This window comes from Streptomyces sp. 8N616 (genome assembly GCF_052246385.1).
Classification (GTDB): domain Bacteria; phylum Actinomycetota; class Actinomycetes; order Streptomycetales; family Streptomycetaceae; genus Streptomyces.
The window spans coordinates 170,783-187,723 of sequence record NZ_JBQQBY010000010.1; the positions used below are offsets into that span (position 1 = coordinate 170,783).

Consider the following 16,941-nt stretch of genomic DNA (forward strand, 5'->3'; position numbering starts at 1 on the left):
TTCGATTTTGGTGTCAACTGCGCCACGCCCGGCGGATTCTCGCCACCGCCGAGGCGCCCGGACGCCGCCGAGGCCGGCCCTGCACCCGTGGGTCGTCGGTGACGTCGTACCGCTTCACGTACACACCCAGGAAGGCCTGCAGCGTCGCGGTCGCCGGGATGGCGATCAACGCACCGACCGCACCCAGCAGCGCCGTCCCCGCGATCACCGAACCGAAGGCCACGGCCGGATGGATGTCCACGGTCCTGGCGGTGATGCGCGGCTGCAGCAGATAGTTCTCGAACTGCTGGTAGACCACGACGAAGAGCAGCACCCACAGCGCGTACCAGGGGTTGACCGTGAAGGCCAGCAGCATCGGCAGGGCACCGGCCAGATACGTGCCGATGGTCGGGATGAACTGGGAGACCACGCCCACCCACAGCGCCAGCGCCGGCGCGTACGGCACGACGAGGAACTCGAGCAGCACGTAGTGCGCGACACCGGAGATCAGCGCCATCAGCCCGCGCGAGTACAGGTACCCGCCGGTCTTGGCCACCGCGATCTCCCAGGCGCGCAGCACCTCCGCCTGCCGGATGGGCGGCAGCACCGAGCACAGGGCCCGGCGCAGCCGCGGCCCGTCGGCCGCGAAGTAGAACGAGAACAGCACCACGGTCAGGACCTTGAAGAGCCCGCCGAGCACGGTCGCGGAGACGTCCAGCACGCCGGTGGCGCTGTTCTGCACGTACTTCTTCAGCCAGTCCGACCTGAGCAGGCTGTCCTGCATCTCGACCCGCGACAGGCTCGTGTGGAAGGACTCGTTGATCCACCGGATCACCGAGTCCAGGTACTGGGGGAAGTGCTCGACCATGGTCACGATCTGGCCGGCCAGCATCGAGCCGAGCAGGACGAAGAACCCGGCGAAGGCGCCGAGCACCCCGAGGAAGACCAGCATCGTGGCCAGCCCGCGCCGCATCCCGCGCGCCGCCATCCGGTCCACCGCCGGCTCCACCGCGAGCGCCAGAAAGAACGCGATCAGGATGTTGATCAGGAGCCCGATCAGCTGGTGGAAGGCCCAGTTCGCGAGCTGGAAACAGGCGAAGAGCGCGAGCGCGAGCACCATGGCGCGGGGCAGCCAGCGCGGCATGCGGTCGCGGCGCTCCGCCGCCGGTGCCCCGCCGGGTCGCGCGCCGTCCGGCGCACCGTCGCGTGCGCCGTCCTGAGCTGCTTCGTCTGTCGCTGCCATCCGGCCAGTGTGGCCTACGGCGGTCAGCGCCTGTCCGCGGGGATGTCCATGGCCGCGCACACCCCGCGCCAGACGTCCTTCGCGTCCCACCCGGCGGCCAGCGCCTCGTGCACGGTCCGGCCCCCCAGCTCCGCCATCACATGATCGCGCGCGAAGGAGTCCGCGTACGCATCGCCGAAGTAATCCGCCATCCGCTGCCAGAAGACCGTCAACCGCATGCGCCCAGTATCCCGCGCAGGGATTGCAGCCTCGCACTTGCCGCCAACCGGGCGCGCTTCCGGCCTACGGTCGGATGTATGGCCCGATCCGGAGCAACCCCGCTCGCCCGCGCGGAGCAGTTCATCTGGCTCACCGCGCGCGTGCTCGAGCAGCGCACCTTCGCGTACCACTTCCTGTCCGGCGCCCCCGGTGACCCCGGGCAGGCGGACCGGACCCGCGCCGCCGACGCCGTCGAGACGGCGCTGGACGCGTACCGCAACCACGACGACGGCTACGGCCACGCCCTCGAACCCGACCTGCGCGGCCCGGTCAGCCAGCCGCTGCACACCGCACACGCGCTGCGCGTGCTCGACTCCATCGGCCGCTGCGGCGGACGGCGGGTCGAGCGAGTGTGCCGCTATCTGACGGAGGTCTCCACCGAGGACGGGGCGCTGCCCGCGCTCCACCCCTCACTGCGCGGCTATCCGGCCGCGCCCTGGATCCCGATCGTGGACAACCCGCCGAGCGATCTGCTGGCCACCGGCCCCGTGGTGGGGCTGCTGCACCGCAACGAGGTGTGGCACGCCTGGCTGTTCCGGGCCACCGACTTCTGCTGGTCGGCGGTCGAATCCCTGGAGAAGACCCACCCGTACGAGGTGAAGGCCGCGGTCGCCTTCCTCGACGGGGCCCCGGACCGGGAGCGCGCGGAGACCGCGGCGGAGCGGCTCGGGCGGCTCGTACGGGAGCAGGAGCTGGCGGTCCTGGACCCGGACCGGGCCGCGGACTACCCGCTGCCCGAGGGCTACGCGCCGGGCGAGTACCACTACGCGCACGACTTCGCGCGGACGCCGGACTCACTGGCCCGCCGCTGGTTCAGCGACGAGGAGGTCGAGCGGTCGCTGGACTTCCTGGCTGCCGAGCAGCAGGACGACGGCGGGTGGCCGATCCACTGGCGGTCCTGGGCGCCCGGCATCACCCTCGAGTGCCGGCCCATGGTGACCGTCGACGCCCTGCTGACGCTCCGCGCGTACGGCCGCCCGGTCTGAGCCGGGGCCGCCCCGGCCCGTTCCGACCCCGGTCTGAGCCGGGTCCGACCCGGTCTGGGCCCGGACTGAGCCCGGTCTGACCCTGGTCCCGTGGCAACGGACAGCCGCCCGGCTAGCCGCCGAGCGCCCGTACGCCCGCGGTGACCAGCACGGCGACCGCGACGATCACCAGGAATGGGGCGCGCAGCGCCAGCGCGAGTGCTGCGCCCGCGAGCCCCGCCGCGCGGGCGTCCAGCGCCAGCGCGCGCCCCTCCTCGCCGAACGTCTGGATGGCGATCAGCGCGGCAAGCAGGGCGACGGGGAGAAGGGCCGCGAGCTGCTTGACGCGCGGCCGCTCCAGAGCCCCCGCGGGCACCGAGAGGCCCAGCAGCTTGACCAGGTAGCAGCCGGCGGCGGTGACGCCGATGGCGATCCAGGTGCTCATCGGCCCTCCTCGTCGCGAGTCATCCGGTCCGTCCCCTCTGTCCTGTCCGTCCTGTCGCGAGTCGTCCTGTCGCGGGCCGTGCGGGCCGTGCGGGCCGTGCGGCGGCCGCCCGTCCCGCGCAGCCCGTGGAGAGCGAGGACGGCTGGCGCGGCGAACGCCGCCATCAGGACCGGCACCCCTGCGGGCAGCAGCGGGTGGCACACGAGCGCGAGCACGACGGAGAGGCCCGCCACCGCCCGCTCCAGCGTCGTCCGCAGCATGGGCGCAAGCAGCGCGAGGAAGACCGCGGGCCCCGCGGCGTCCAGTCCCCAGGCATCGGGGTCACCGAGGGCGGAGGCGCCGAGCGCGCCGAGCAGCGTGGTGAGGTTCCACAGCGCGTAGAGGCTCAGCCCGGTGACCGTGAAGCCGATCCGCGCGCTGCGCCGGTCCGGCTGGGCGAGAGCGACGACGGAGGTCTCGTCGATGACCCAGTGGGCGGCGAAGGGGCGTACCGCGCGCGGGAGGCGGAGCAGCTGGGAGAGGCGCAGCCCGTAGAAGGCGTTGCGCACGCCGAGGAAGAACGCCCCGGCGGCCGCGGTGAGCGGGTTGCCGCCCGCCGCGAGCGCGCCCACCAGCGCGAACTGGGACGCGCCGGTGAACACCAGCACGCTGAGCGCGCAGGTCTGGAGGAGCGTGAGCCCCGCCCCTGCCGAGGTCACGCCGAAGGCGAAGCCGGAGAGCCCGACGGCCACGCCGACGCCGAGCGCGTCCCGCACCACCGCGGCGTCGGAGCGCCCCTCCGCCTGCGCCCGCGCCGGTGTCGCCGTACGCGGGGGTGTCTGTTCCCCTGTCACGCCCGGAACGCTACGAGCCGGTGCCGGGCCCGGTCTTGTACGTTCTTGCGGCCCCGTACGTCGTGGCGGCCGCAGCAGCCGGCGTGGAGCCGCGGGCCCGTTCCCGCTGATACGCCCCGGGTGGCACACCGACGATCCGGCTGAAGTGCCGGTTCAGGTGCGGCTGGTCGGTGAAACCGACGGCGACCGCGGCCTCCGCGGGCGGGGTCCCGGCGTCCAGCAGGCCGCGCGCCCGGCGCACGCGCGCGTCCGTGAGCCAGGTGTGCGGCGGCATGCCGTACGTGTCGCGGAAGGCCCGCAGCAGCGCGAACGGGCTCGTGCCCAGCTCGGCCGCGAGCTTCTCCAGGGACGGCGGCCGTGCCATCCGCTGCTCCAGGATCGCCCGGGCTCGTGCGGCGTTGCGCGCCCCCGCGGTACGCGCCTCGCGCTCCGGCATCGGGGCGCCGTGCAGCCGCAGCAGCCGCACGACGACGACCCGCAGCAGGGTGTCGGCCGCGAGCGCATTGCCCTCCTCGGCGGCCCGGTGCACCTCGGTGACCAGCCGGGAGGAGTACGGGTCGTGGACCACGGCCGACGCGAACCCGGGCGTGCCGCGGATGGCGGTGGTCTCGGCGGCGATCCCGGCGACCGTGTCCGGGCTCGGGTAGAGCACGGAGTACGTCCAGCCCTCCGGGACCCCGGCCTCGCCGGTGTGCGAGGTGTCGGGGTTGACGAGCGCGAGCCCGCCGACCCCGGCGCGCTCCACGGTGCCGCGGTGCAGGAACGCCTCGACGCCCTCGGTGATCGCGGCGATGACGAAAGCCTCGTGGGTGTGCCGGACGAACGTCTTGTGCACATACCGCGCCCTCAGCAGATCCACGCCCGGCAGCTCCGGGTACTGCCAGTACCGCGCGCTCTCCTGCCTCCCCATACCGCCATTGTGCAGCCGCCCGCGAACGCCGCTGACCTGCGGGTCCGGCCGGTTGTCAGTGGCCGGGTGCACGATGGGGAGCATGTCGGAAGAACCGGCCCAGGCCCTCGGCTCCTTCTCCCCCGCGACCCGCGCGTGGTTCACGGGGGCCTTCACCGCGCCCACCGCCGCCCAGGCCGGCGCCTGGCAGGCCATCGACGAGGGGTCGGACGTGCTGGTCGTCGCCCCGACCGGCTCCGGCAAGACCCTGGCGGCGTTCCTCGCCGCCCTGGACCGGCTGGCGAGCACGCCCCCGCCCGCGGAGGCGAAGAAGCGCTGCCGGGTGCTGTACGTGTCGCCGCTCAAAGCCCTCGCGGTGGACGTCGAGCGCAATCTGCGCAGCCCGCTGACCGGGATCAAGCACGAGGCCGTGCGGCTCGGGCTGCCGGAGCCGGAGGTGCGCGTGGGCATCCGCTCCGGCGACACCCCGGCCGCCGAGCGCCGCGCCCTGTCCAACCGGCCGCCGGACATCCTGATCACGACCCCCGAGTCGCTGTTCCTGATGCTCACCTCCGCCACCCGTGACGCGCTGGCGGGCGTGGAGACGGTGATCGTGGACGAGGTGCACGCCGTGGCGGGCACGAAGCGGGGAGCTCACCTGGCACTGTCCCTGGAGCGCCTCGACGAGCTCCGCTGCGCTGGATCTGCGCGGCTCCGCCACGACCGCCCGGCGCAGCGGATCGGCCTGTCGGCGACCGTTCGGCCCGTCGACGAGGTGGCCCGCTATCTGTCGCCGCAGCGCCCGGCCAAGGTCGTACAACCCCCCTCCGGCAAGGAGTTCGACCTCTCCGTCGTGGTGCCGGTCGAGGACCTGGGCGAGTTGGGGGGCTCCCCCGCCACTGATCCCGAGAGCGGCGCGGCCGGCGACAAGCCCTCGATCTGGCCGCATGTGGAGGAGCGGATCGCGGACCTGGTGCAGGCCCACCGCTCCACCATCGTCTTCGCCAACTCCCGCCGCCTGGCCGAGCGCCTGTGCAACAGGCTCAACGAGATTGCGTACGAGCGCGCCACCGGCGAGCCCGCCCCGGAGCACCACTCCCCCGCCGAGCTGATGGGCGGCTCGGGCGCCGCCAGGGGCGCCCCGGGCGTCATGGCCCGGGCGCACCACGGCTCGGTGTCCAAGGAGCAGCGGGCCCTGGTCGAGGAGGACCTCAAGGCCGGCCGGCTGCCGGCCGTCGTCGCCACGTCCAGCCTGGAGCTGGGTATCGACATGGGCGCTGTCGACCTGGTCGTCCAGGTCGAGTCGCCCCCGTCCGTCGCCTCCGGGCTGCAGCGCGTCGGCCGGGCGGGGCACCAGGTGGGCGCGGTCTCCACCGGCGTCGTCTTCCCCAAGTACCGCGGGGACCTGGTGCAGTCGGCCGTGGTCACCGAGCGGATGCGGAGCGGCGCCATCGAGGCGCTGCGCGTTCCGGCCAACCCGCTGGACGTGCTGGCCCAGCAGATCGTCGCGATGACGGCGATGGACACCTGGGACGTGGACGAGCTGCTGGCCGTGATCCGCCGGGCCGCCCCCTTCGCTTCGCTGCCCGAGTCCGCGTACACCGCCGTGCTGGACATGCTCGCGGGACGCTACCCGTCGGACGCCTTCGCCGAGCTGCGCCCCCGCCTCGTATGGGACCGGGTGGCCGGGGCGCTCACCGGACGGCCGGGCGCCCAGCGGCTCGCGGTGACCTCGGGCGGCACGATCCCGGACCGCGGTCTGTTCGGGGTCTTCCTGGCCGGGGCCGACCCCAAGAAAGGCGGAGGCCGGGTCGGGGAGCTCGATGAAGAGATGGTCTACGAGTCCCGGGTCGGCGACGTGTTCACGCTGGGCACGACGTCGTGGCGGATCGAGGACATCACCCGCGACCGGGTGCTGGTCTCGCCCGCGCCCGGGGTGCCGGGGCGGCTGCCGTTCTGGAAGGGCGACCAGCTGGGCCGGCCCCTGGAACTGGGCCGCGCCCTGGGGGCGTTCCTGCGCGAGGTCGGCGGTCTCACCGCCGAGGACGCCCGGCTGCGGCTGGTCGCGGCGGGCCTGGACGCCTGGGCCGCCGACAACGTCCTGGCGTATCTGAAGGAGCAGCGCGAGGCCTGCGGGCACGTACCGGACGACCGGACCATCGTCGTCGAGCGGTTCCGGGACGAGATGGGCGACTGGCGGGTCGTCGTCCACTCCCCCTTCGGGGCACAGGTGCACGCTCCGTGGGCGCTGGCGCTCGGCGCCCGCCTCGCCGAGCGCTATGGCATGGACGCCCAGGTGATGCACGCCGACGACGGCATCGTGCTGCGGCTGCCCGACGCCGATCTGATGGGCCTCGACCTGCTCGACCTGGAGACGGACCCGGCCCAGCGCGGGCGGGAGTACGAGTCGGAGCAGTCCCCGGTCGGTGCCGCGGACGTCGCCTTCGACAAGGGCGAGGTCGACCAGATCGTCACCGATCAGGTCGGCGGCTCCGCGCTGTTCGCCTCCCGGTTCCGCGAGTGCGCGGCCCGCGCCCTGCTGCTGCCGCGCCGCAATCCCGGCAAGCGCACGCCGCTCTGGCAGCAGCGCCAGCGCGCCGCCCAGCTCCTCCAAGTCGCCTCGGAGTTCGGCTCGTTCCCGATCGTCCTGGAGGCGGTGCGCGAGTGCCTGCAGGACGTCTTCGACGTCCCGGGCCTCACCGAGCTGATGGGCGACATCGAAGCCCGCAGGGTCCGCCTGGTCGAGGTCACCACCCCCGAGCCCTCGCCGTTCGCCCGCTCGCTGCTCTTCGGATACCTCGCCCAGTACCTGTACGAGGGCGACTCCCCGCTCGCCGAGCGGCGGGCTGCCGCGCTCTCCCTCGACTCCCGGCTGCTCGCCGAGCTGCTGGGCCAGGCCGAGCTGCGCGAACTGCTCGACGCCGAGGTGCTGACCGAGCTGGAGCGCGAGCTGCAGTGGCTGACCGAGGACCGCCGGGTCAAGGACGTGGAGAGCCTGGCCGACGTGCTGCGCCTGCTCGGCCCGCTCACCGACGCCGAGTTGGCCGAGCGCGGCGCCGAGCAGGAGTGGGTGCGGGAGCTGGCCGCCGCCCGCCGCTCCATCAGAGTGCGGATCGCGGGCGCGGACCACTGGGCGGCCGTCGAGGACGCCGGGCGGCTCCGGGACGCGCTGGGCACGGCGCTTCCGGTGGGCGTGCCCGAGGCGTTCACCGAGCCGGTCAAGGACCCGCTGGGCGACCTCCTCGCCCGCTACGCCCGCACCCACGGCCCCTTCACTTCCGCCGAAGCGGCCGCCCGCTTCGGCATCGGCACCGCCGTCACGGACGGCGCGCTGCACCGGCTGGCCGCCGCGGGCCGCATCGTCCAGGGCGAGTTCCACCCCGCCGGGATCGGGCAGGAGTGGTGCGACAGCGCGGTGCTGCGCCGGCTGCGCCGCCGCTCCCTTGCCGCCCTCCGGCAGGAGATGGAGCCCGTACCGCCCCCGGCGCTCGCCACCTTCCTCCCCCAGTGGCAGCACGTCGGCACCCACGGCCTCCGCGGCATCGACGGCCTGGTGCGCGCGATCGAGCAGCTCCAGGGCGCCCCCGTGCCCGCCTCCGCCCTCGAGAAGCTGGTCCTGCCGTCCCGCGTCTCCGGCTACGCCCCGGCGATGCTCGACGAGTTGACCGCTTCCGGCGAAGTCGTCTGGGCCGGGGCCGGAGCACTGCCCGGCAAGGACGGCTGGGTGTCGCTGTATCTCGCCGAGGCCGGTCCGCTGCTGCTCCCGCCGCCCCATCCTCTCGAGATCGGACCGCTGCACCAGTCGGTGCTCGACGCGCTGTCCGGCGGCTACGGGCTGTTCTTCCGGCAGATCGCCGACCAGGTGCGGGCCGAGCACCCCGAGAGCACCGACCCGCAGCTGGCGGACACCGTCTGGGACCTGGCCTGGTCCGGCAGGCTCACCAACGACACCCTGGCGCCGCTGCGGGCCCTGCTCGGCTCCGGCCGCACCGCGGGCGCCACCGCTCACCGGGCGAAGCGCTCGGTGCCCCGCGGGCGGTACGGCACGTTCACGGCCGGCCTCAGTCCCCGTACGGTCCGCGGCACCGCATCGCGCAGCGGGCCTCCGACCGTCGCGGGCCGCTGGTCGCTGCTGCCCGGGCGGGAAACGGATCCGACCCGGCGCGCCCACGCCCTGGCCCACACGCTGCTGGACCGGCACGGCGTGGTCACCCGCGGCGCGGTCCAGGCCGAGGGTGTGGAGGGCGGCTTCTCGGCCGCATACCGCGTGCTGTCCGCCTTCGAGGAGACCGGGCAGGCCCGGCGTGGCTACGTGATCGAGGGGCTCGGCGCGGCGCAGTTCGCGATGGACGGCGCCGTCGACCGCCTCCGTGCGGTGGCGACGGCCCGCGACCGCGAGGCGGCGGAGGGGCCGCACCCCAGGTTCCTCGACAGCGGCGGCCGGGACGCGCGCGAGGGCAGGCCGGTGGTCCTCGCGGCGGCCGACCCGGCCAACGCGTACGGCGCCGCGCTTCCCTGGCCCGACCCGCCCTCGGGCGCCGGCCACAAGCCGGGCCGCAAGGCGGGCGCCCTGGTGGTGCTGGTGGGCGGCGAACTCGTCCTGTACGTCGAGCGCGGCGGCAAGACCCTGCTCGCCTGGCCAGGGCAGGACGCGGACAGCCCGGAGGCCGACACCCGGCTGCACGCGGCCGCCGAGGCGCTGGCGCTGGCCGCCCGCGGGGGCGCGCTCGGCACGGTCACGGTCGAGCGCGCCAACGGCACACCGGCTCTCTCCTCCCCCATAGGCCGCGCCCTGGAAGCCGCAGGCTTCCACCCCACCCCCCGCGGCCTCCGCCTCCGCCCGTCCTGACCCCCGCCCCGGCGCCAAACCCGCGCGAGAACCCGCGCACCTCAGACCGCAAGCGGGCCCTGTGCGCCCCACGTACGCACCTGCGGCGCAGCCCGGCGGTGTCGCCGGTCAGCATCCGGCCAGTCCCCACCCGGCGGCATCATGGCTGCATGCCCGAAGGAGACACCGTCTGGCAGACGGCCCGCAGGCTGCACGAAACGCTCGCGGGCGAGCGCATCGTGCGGTCCGACCTGCGCGTGCCCAGACTCGCCACCGTCGACCTGTCCGGGCGGGACATCACCGAGGTGGCCGCCCGCGGCAAGCACCTGCTGACCCGCATCGAGGGCGGGCTGACCCTCCACTCCCATCTGCGGATGGACGGCGCGTGGCACCTCTACACCCCCGACGAGCGCTGGCGCGGCGGACCCGAGCACCAGATCCGCGCCATCCTGGTCACCGCCGAGAGGACCGCCGTCGGCTACCGCCTCCCCGTCCTCGGCCTCCTCCGCACCGCGGCCGAGGACAGCGTCGTCGGCCACCTCGGCCCCGACCTGCTCGGCCCCGACTGGGACCCGTACGAGGCCCTGCGCAGACTGCTCTCCGACCCCGCCCGCCCCCTCGGCGAGGCCCTGCTCGACCAGCGCAACCTCGCCGGCATCGGCAATGTCTACAAATCCGAGCTGTGCTTCATGGCCGGCTGTACCCCCTGGCTCCCCGTCTCCGAGGTCCCTGCACCCGACCACCTGGTAGCCCTGGCCAAACGGCTCCTCGAGGCCAACAAGACCCGGCTCGCCCGCGCCACCACCGCCGACCACCGCCGCGACCACCGGCTGTGGGTCTACGGCAGAGCGGGCCGCCCCTGCCGCCGCTGCGGAACGGCCGTGCTCGCCGCCGACCAGGGCGCCGCGGGCCAGGAGCGCAGCACCTACTGGTGCCCGTCGTGCCAGTCCGGCCCCTCGCCATCCACCCCCTCCCGACCCGGGTCCGCCTCCCCCACCCCCCATCAATCCCCTCGGAGGTAGTCGGCAGCAGTGAATTGACGGCCTGTCAGTTCACTCGTACCGTCACGCCATGACCGTCCTCCAGGCGTACGACCTCACCGGGCGCACAGCCTTCGTCACCGGCGCCGCGAGCGGCATAGGCCGGGCGACCGCCGCCCTCCTCGCCCGTGCCGGAGCGGCCGTTCACTGCGCCGATGTCGACGAGAAGGGCCTGCGGGAAACCGCGGAGCGGATCGCGGCCGCCGGTGGCACGGCCAGGACCCACCCCCTCGACGTGACCGACCGCGCCCAAGTCGCGGCCGCCGTGGCCGAGGCCGCGGGAGCCGGGAGCGGCCGACTGCACATCATGGCCGCGATCGCGGGCATCATGCACCGCAGCCCCGTCCTGGAGACGACAGACGCCGACATCGACCGCGTCCTGGCGGTCAACTTCAAAGGTGTGCTCCACGCCTGCCAGGAAGCGGCCCGCTCCATGATCGCCACGCAGACCCCCGGCTCCATCGTCACGATGGCCTCCGGAGCCGTCGACACCGGCGCCCCGGGACTGCTCTGCTACGGCGCCGCGAAGGCCGCCGTCGTCCAGCTCACGAAGACCCTGGCCACAGAGGTGGGGCAGCATGGCATCCGGGTCAACGCGGTGGCCCCCGGCTGGATCCGCACCCCCATGACCGACAGGCACGACGCCCGGGCCCAGAACCAGGCCGAGCAGACCATGGCCCGCGCCTCTCCCCTGAGCCGGGTCGGCGAGCCGGAGGACGCCGCCCACGCCGTGCTCCATCTCGCCTCGGACGCCTCGTCGTTCACGACGGGTCAGATCCTGCGCCCGAACGGCGGCGTCGCCATGCCCTGGTAGCTCGGGACCCCCAGGAAGCTCCGGACTCCCCGGCGGCTCGGGATGCTCTCGCCGCTCTGGCCGATGCCCTGGCCTCCTTAACCGAGCGAGCCTCGGACGCCGGGACGCAGTGGACGGGCAGCAGGCTGAGCCCCCAGCCCCCCGCAACCACGGCCGCCTCCAAAGGCCCGGACTCGCCGGGCGCCACGGTCAGACGCACCACGGCCCAGCACCACGCCCCCGTAAGAACCGGCGCGGCCACCCACCGCACGGCAGTGGCACCGACCGGCAACACGACCGCCACCCGGTCCGCCCGCACGGCCCCCACGGTCCGGACCGGGCCCGTCCGCACGACCTCGGCAATACGTGCCGGTCCCACTCGCACAGCCCCCGCGATACGCGCCGGTCCCACTCGCACGACCCCCGCAATACGCGCCGGGCCCGCCCGCACAGCCCTCGCCGCACGGATCAGGCCCGCCCGTATTCGTACCGGCGGCTCTCCGTCCCCGAGCTGCGACCCTGCCATGGCTGCCTCCTACGGACCCTCCTCCGGCCGGACGCTAGTCGGCCGGGTCCCTCCGCACGAGGGCGCACGACCGCCGGGACGGCGCGCCCAGCAGCTGCCCGCCGACACCCGCGCCCCGGGCGCCCCCAACACCCCCCCGCGACACCCCCAGCGACAGCGCCAGCGCCCCTGGCACCCTGGCCCGCGGCTCCCGGCCCGCCTGCCCGCCGCCTCAGGCGCTCTCCGCCTGGAACATCCACCGGTGCTTCTCGAGATCGGCCGTCAGTCCGATGAGCAGGTCCTGGCTCACTCGGTCCGCCTGGTCGGTGGCCTCGATCCGCTCCCGCATCCGGACGATCACGGAGCCCAGTGCGCCGGTGAGCATCCGCACCGCGTCGTCGTCCTTGATCCAGCCGTCGTTGACATGGTCGATGCCACTGCTCTTGGCGACCGTTTCGGCCCGCCCGTCCGGGGACACCCCGAGGGCCGCGGCCCGCTCGGCCACGGTGTCGGCGTGCTTGCGGGCGCTGGCGACGACCTCGTCGAGCTGCAGGTGCACGGAGCGGAACCGCAGCCCCGTGACGTTCCAGTGGACCTGCTTGGCCACCAGGGCGAGGTCCACGAGGTCGACCAGCGCTCCCTGGAGGGCATCACCGACGATCTTGAGATCTTCGTCACGCAACGGGCTTTTGACGACAGACATCAGGTTCCTCCTGATTTCTTCCCATTTGCCGCAATGTTCCTCTCAACGATCGCACACCTGTCCCGGGCGAGACATTCCGGAGGGAGGACCGACGGAAGAGAACAACGCGTCGAGCCCCGGACGGCACATGCCGCCCGGGGCTCGACGAAGCTTGTGGCAGAGACGTCTCTGCAGGAGAAACGCGCTGCAGGCGCAGCGACGGAACAGAAAGCTGCTGGGCCGTCAGGCCGCCACGACGTCCACCGCCTCCGCAGGCGGCTTGATCGTCACGCGCTCCTCCGGTACGCCCGTCACGGACGTCACGGAGACCGAGTTGAGCATCGGACGCATCGGCGCAGGCACCGGCTCGCTCGCAGCCGCGGACTCCGCCAGCTCGGCGAGCGACAGCTCGTCACTCACCTCGCGCATGACTTCGGACATCCGCAAGTCCAGCGCATCGCAGATCGAGGAGAGCAGCTCGGAGGAAGCCTCCTTCTGCCCCCGCTCGACCTCCGAGAGGTAGCCGAGGGAGACCCGCGCCGACGAGGACACCTCGCGCAGGGTTCGGCCCTGGCGCTGGCGCTGCCGACGCAGCACGTCACCCAGCAGGCGACGGAGCAAAATCATCGGTGGCTCCCTCCTCGGACCTCGGATTCGGATCCTTCTCGCCCCACCGTACCGCCTCGGGCCGCGGCCGTGCGGGGAGCGATGACGTGTTCACTCAGGGCTGCAAACATCAATTCCCCCCGCTCTGTTCCGTATCCTGTGCCCGCACATTTTCGATCAGTTCCCCCAGAAGCAGTCCGAGCACCGCCTGGACGCTCTCGGAGCGGATACCCGCTCGGTCGCCGCCCAGTCTCAGTTCCCGCCCGCGAGCAGCGCCTCCGGGGCCCGCCACGGCGACGTACACCGTGCCGACCGGCTGCCCGTCCTGCACGTCGGGACCGGCGACACCCGTGGTCCCCACTCCCCAGTCCGCGCCCAGCAGCCGCCGCACGCCCGCCGCCATCTGCCCGGCGACTCCGGGATCGACGGCCCCGCGCTCGGCCAGCAGCGCACCGTCCACGCCGAGCAGCCCCTGCTTCACCTCCGTCGCGTACGCGGTGACCGAGCCGCGGAACGCCTTCGAGGCGCCGGGCACACCGGTCAGCTCCGCTGCGACCATGCCGCCCGTCAGCGACTCGGCGACGGCGAGCGTCTCACCGCGGTGCACGAGCAGCCCGAGCACGTCGGCGGCGAGCGCACCGGCGGCCCGCGGGCCGGTCATCGAGTCGCGTCCCCGGCCCGCCTGAGCACCACGGCCTGCCGTACGTAGTCCAGGCCGGTCGCCACGGTCAGCACCACGGCCACCGCCATCACCCAGAAACGCAGTGAGGCGAGCGGACCGGTCAGCGCGAGGACGTACATGCCCACGGCCGTGCCCTGAGCGAGGGTCTTCATCTTTCCGCCGCGGCTCGCGGGGATGACGCCGTACCTGATCACCCAGAACCGCATCAGCGTGATCCCGATCTCCCGGAAGAGGATCACACCCGTGACCCACCAGGGCAGGTCCCCCAGGGCGGAGAGACAGATCAGCGCCGCACCCATGATCGCCTTGTCGGCTATCGGGTCGGCGATCTTGCCGAAGTCGGTGACGAGGTTGTACCGCCGGGCCAGGTGACCGTCGAACAGGTCCGTGATCATGGCGACGGCGAAGGCCGCCCAGGCGAAGGACCGCCAGGCCGGGTCGTAGCCGCCGTTGTGGAGCATCAACAACACAAACCCGGGCACAAGGAGCAGCCGCGCCATCGTGAGGATGTTGGCGATGTTCCATAGCCCGGGCTGCGGGACCGCCGGCGCACCCACCGGGCCGCCGCGCACCGGCGCACGCCCGGGACCGCCCGCCGCGGACGCGGGGACTCCGCTCATGTGCCCGCCTCCTCGCCCGTACAGGACCCGCCGGCCAGTGGCTCGGCCACCAGGTCGACGCCCTCGGTCGCCACCACCTTGGCCTCGACGATACGGCCGGGAGTGAGCCCCCGGGACTCCGTGAGGATCACCTGGCCGTCGGTCTCGGGCGCCTGGTGGGCGCCGCGCCCCACCGCGCCCGCCCACTCGCCCTCGCCCTCGCCGGAGCCTTCATCCCCGTCCACCGCCTCGACGAGGACCTCGACCGTCTCTCCGAGACGCTCCTCCGCACGCTGCGCGGTCAGCTCCTCCGCGAGCCGCGAGATGCGCTCGAGCCGCTCCGCGACGACGTCCTCATGGAGTTTGTTCTCGTACCCGGCGGCCTCGGTGCCGTCCTCGTCCGAGTACCCGAAGACCCCGATCGCATCCAGCCGCGCATGGGTCAGGAAGCGCTCCAGCTCGGCAAGGTCCTGCTCGGTCTCGCCGGGGAAGCCGACGATGAAGTTCGACCGGGCTCCGGCCTGCGGAGCCTTGGACCGGATGGTGCCCAGCAGCTCCAGGAAGCGGTCGGTGTCGCCGAAGCGCCGCATCGCCCGCAGCACGCCCGGCGCCGAGTGCTGGAAGGACAGGTCGAAGTACGGAGCGACCTTCGGTGTCGACGTCAGAACGTCGATGAGCCCCGGGCGCATCTCGGCGGGCTGCAGATAGCTGACCCGGATCCGCTCGATGCCGTCGACGCCCGCCAGCTCGGGCAGCAGCGTCTCGAGCAGCCGGATGTCCCCGAGGTCCTTGCCGTACGAGGTGTTGTTCTCGGAGACCAGCATGATCTCCTTGACGCCCTGATCCGCCAGCCACCGTGTCTCGGTCAGCACGTCGGAGGGGCGGCGGGAGATGAACGATCCACGGAAGGCCGGGATCGCGCAGAACGAGCAGCGCCGGTCGCATCCGGACGCCAGCTTGACCGACGCGACCGGGCCGGAGTCCAGGCGGCGGCGCAGCGGAGCCCGGGGTCCCGAGGCCGGTGCGAGCCCCTCCGGCAGGTCCTCCGGAGCCGGTACGAGATCTCCGTGGCCCGGCAACGGAACTGAGGCGGCCTGCCGCTCGACCGGGCTGATGGGGAGCAGCTTGCGCCGGTCGCGCGGGGTGTGCGAGGCGTGGACGCCGCCGGACAGAATCGTTCGCAGCCGGTCGGAGATGTCCGCGTAGTCGTCGAAGCCGAGCACGCCGTCGGCCTCGGGCAGGGCCTCGGCCAGCTCCTTGCCGTACCGCTCGGCCATGCAGCCGACGGCGACCACCGCCTGCGTACGCCCGCCGCCTTCAGAAGCCGCGGTCTTCAGGTCGTTGGCCTCGAGCAGGGCATCGACCGAGTCCTTCTTCGCGGCTTCGACGAAACCGCAGGTGTTGACGACGGCGACGTCGGCGTCGGCGGCCTCCTGGACGAGTTCCCACCCGTCCGCCGCCAGACGGCCTGCGAGCTCCTCCGAGTCCACCTCGTTACGGGCGCAGCCGAGGGTGACGAGAGCGACGGTACGGGATTCGGGCATGACGTCAGCCTACTTCGTCCCGGCGGCGCGCTCCGCTGCCAGGGTTCGGCTGCCCGCCCCGAGCGGGCCCCGGGTCAGCCTGCCGCCGGGTCTCCCTTGGTGTAGCTCAGCCGCTGGACCTGACCCTGCTCGTACCGGTCGTCGATCTCCTTGCCGTTGACGAAGAGCTGGACGGCGCCGGCGTTGCCGAGAATGAGGTCGATCCGCTGCTTGTCCGTGAAGGTCTTCGAGTCGCCCTGCTTGAGGGATCCTTCCCAGAGCAGCCGCCCGCTGTGGTCCTTCGCCGAGATCCAGCTCGCGCCGTCGTCGGCGGTGAGCTTGACCGTGACCTTGTCGGCCGGTGCGGCCGCGATGGCGCTGTCGGACGGCTCGGGCTTGGGGTCGTGGGGCTTGTTCGCGCTCGGGGAGGCGCTGGGCTTGGACGTGGCGGTCTGGCTGGCCACGGAGCCGCTGCTGCCCTTGTCGTCGCCGCTGAAGAGCGTGAAGCCGACGAACGCGACGACGGCGACGATGGCCGCGACCATCGCGGCGGTCCAGTTGGGACGCCGCGGCTCGGGCCGGAACCGCTCCGCCTCGAACAGCGGCGCGGCCGGGGTCGGCGACGGCCGCCCGCCGTGCTCGGCGTCGTACTGCTCGATCAGCACGGCCGGATCGATGCCGACCGCACGCGCCAGCGTCCGGATATGCCCACGGGCATAGACATCGCCGCCGCACCGGGTGAAGTCATCCTGCTCGAGCGCATGCACGATGGGGATGCGCACCCGCGTGGTGGAACTGACCTCCTCGACGGTCAGTCCGGCGTCGATACGGGCCTGCTGCAGCGCACGACCGACCGAGGGGCGGTCGTCTTCTTCGACGGAAGGACGGTCGTCTTCGGGGGAGTTGCCGATGGACACGGGGGCGCCTTTCGAGCGTGAGCCACCTGCTGGATGTTCAGTCTAGGGGTGGTACGAAAGGGTGGGGCAACCGGGGAGACGGAGTTTGTACGCCATCAGAACGGCCGCACCGTTCTAGGATCCCCTACCCGCTCGTCCTTCCCTACAACTTGAC

General features: G+C 73.2%; 15 protein-coding genes. 4 read left to right on the forward strand and 11 right to left on the reverse strand.

Going from position 1 to position 16,941, the window contains the following annotated elements:
* Positions 1 to 13: 13 nt before the first annotated feature.
* Both ACTWQC_RS11845 and ACTWQC_RS11850 read right to left on the reverse strand, forming a co-directional pair.
* On the reverse strand, positions 14 to 1,222 hold the full coding sequence (locus ACTWQC_RS11845) for an AI-2E family transporter (RefSeq protein ID WP_443315578.1): 1,209 nt from the start codon (positions 1,220 to 1,222) through the stop codon (positions 14 to 16).
* A 23-nt stretch (positions 1,223 to 1,245) separates the two neighbouring features.
* Entirely contained in the window at positions 1,246 to 1,440 is a 195-nt protein-coding gene (locus ACTWQC_RS11850; RefSeq protein ID WP_443315579.1) for a DUF3046 domain-containing protein, read from the reverse strand.
* A gap of 78 nt (positions 1,441 to 1,518) precedes the next feature.
* Between ACTWQC_RS11850 and ACTWQC_RS11855 the strand changes: the two genes are divergently transcribed.
* Positions 1,519 to 2,466 (forward strand): hypothetical protein, encoded by a 948-nt coding sequence (locus ACTWQC_RS11855; protein ID WP_443315580.1) that lies wholly within the window; start codon positions 1,519 to 1,521, stop codon positions 2,464 to 2,466.
* A 112-nt stretch (positions 2,467 to 2,578) separates the two neighbouring features.
* On the opposite strand, the gene ACTWQC_RS11860 is transcribed toward ACTWQC_RS11855, so the two are convergent.
* The 3 genes from ACTWQC_RS11860 to ACTWQC_RS11870 are packed head-to-tail and all read right to left on the reverse strand — an operon-like array spanning position 2,579 to position 4,633.
* On the reverse strand, positions 2,579 to 2,890 hold the full coding sequence (locus tag ACTWQC_RS11860; RefSeq protein WP_443315581.1) for an AzlD domain-containing protein: 312 nt from the start codon (positions 2,888 to 2,890) through the stop codon (positions 2,579 to 2,581).
* A complete protein-coding gene (locus ACTWQC_RS11865) occupies positions 2,887 to 3,723 on the reverse strand; it encodes an AzlC family ABC transporter permease (protein WP_443315582.1) in 837 nt (278 codons plus the stop codon). The genes ACTWQC_RS11860 and ACTWQC_RS11865 overlap by 4 nt, the downstream gene beginning before the upstream one ends.
* Positions 3,724 to 3,733: 10 nt before the next feature.
* A complete protein-coding gene (locus tag ACTWQC_RS11870) occupies positions 3,734 to 4,633 on the reverse strand; it encodes an AraC family transcriptional regulator (RefSeq protein ID WP_443315583.1) in 900 nt (299 codons plus the stop codon).
* Positions 4,634 to 4,706: 73 nt separating this feature from the next.
* On the opposite strand from ACTWQC_RS11870, the gene ACTWQC_RS11875 reads away from it, so the two are divergent.
* From ACTWQC_RS11875 to ACTWQC_RS11885, 3 genes are all read left to right on the forward strand, one after another.
* Positions 4,707 to 9,461, forward strand: coding sequence for an ATP-dependent helicase (locus ACTWQC_RS11875; RefSeq protein WP_443315584.1), 4,755 nt, complete (start codon positions 4,707 to 4,709; stop codon positions 9,459 to 9,461).
* Positions 9,462 to 9,610: 149 nt separating this feature from the next.
* On the forward strand, positions 9,611 to 10,462 hold the full coding sequence (locus tag ACTWQC_RS11880) for a DNA-formamidopyrimidine glycosylase family protein (protein WP_443315585.1): 852 nt from the start codon (positions 9,611 to 9,613) through the stop codon (positions 10,460 to 10,462).
* Between the two features lie 49 nt (positions 10,463 to 10,511).
* Positions 10,512 to 11,294 (forward strand): SDR family NAD(P)-dependent oxidoreductase, encoded by a 783-nt coding sequence (locus ACTWQC_RS11885; protein WP_443315586.1) that lies wholly within the window; start codon positions 10,512 to 10,514, stop codon positions 11,292 to 11,294.
* A gap of 716 nt (positions 11,295 to 12,010) precedes the next feature.
* Here the strand turns inward: ACTWQC_RS11885 and ACTWQC_RS11890 are convergent.
* From ACTWQC_RS11890 to ACTWQC_RS11915, 6 genes are all read right to left on the reverse strand, one after another.
* A complete protein-coding gene (locus ACTWQC_RS11890; protein ID WP_443315587.1) occupies positions 12,011 to 12,481 on the reverse strand; it encodes a Dps family protein in 471 nt (156 codons plus the stop codon).
* Positions 12,482 to 12,703: 222 nt separating this feature from the next.
* Positions 12,704 to 13,087 (reverse strand): helix-turn-helix domain-containing protein, encoded by a 384-nt coding sequence (locus ACTWQC_RS11895; RefSeq protein WP_443315588.1) that lies wholly within the window; start codon positions 13,085 to 13,087, stop codon positions 12,704 to 12,706.
* A 109-nt stretch (positions 13,088 to 13,196) separates the two neighbouring features.
* Complete coding sequence (locus ACTWQC_RS11900; RefSeq protein WP_443315589.1) at positions 13,197 to 13,727, reverse strand: CinA family protein; 531 nt, start codon at positions 13,725 to 13,727, stop codon at positions 13,197 to 13,199.
* The gene (pgsA, locus tag ACTWQC_RS11905; protein WP_443315590.1) at positions 13,724 to 14,368 is read right to left on the reverse strand and encodes a CDP-diacylglycerol--glycerol-3-phosphate 3-phosphatidyltransferase; all 645 of its coding nucleotides are present in this window, start codon (positions 14,366 to 14,368) and stop codon (positions 13,724 to 13,726) included. Before pgsA ends, ACTWQC_RS11900 begins: the two co-directional genes overlap by 4 nt.
* Positions 14,365 to 15,891: a 30S ribosomal protein S12 methylthiotransferase RimO gene (gene rimO / locus ACTWQC_RS11910; RefSeq protein WP_443315591.1), complete on the reverse strand. Its 1,527-nt coding sequence runs from the start codon at positions 15,889 to 15,891 to the stop codon at positions 14,365 to 14,367. Before rimO ends, pgsA begins: the two co-directional genes overlap by 4 nt.
* Positions 15,892 to 15,965: 74 nt before the next feature.
* The gene (locus ACTWQC_RS11915) at positions 15,966 to 16,787 is read right to left on the reverse strand and encodes a helix-turn-helix domain-containing protein (protein ID WP_443315592.1); all 822 of its coding nucleotides are present in this window, start codon (positions 16,785 to 16,787) and stop codon (positions 15,966 to 15,968) included.
* Positions 16,788 to 16,941: the final 154 nt, after the last annotated feature.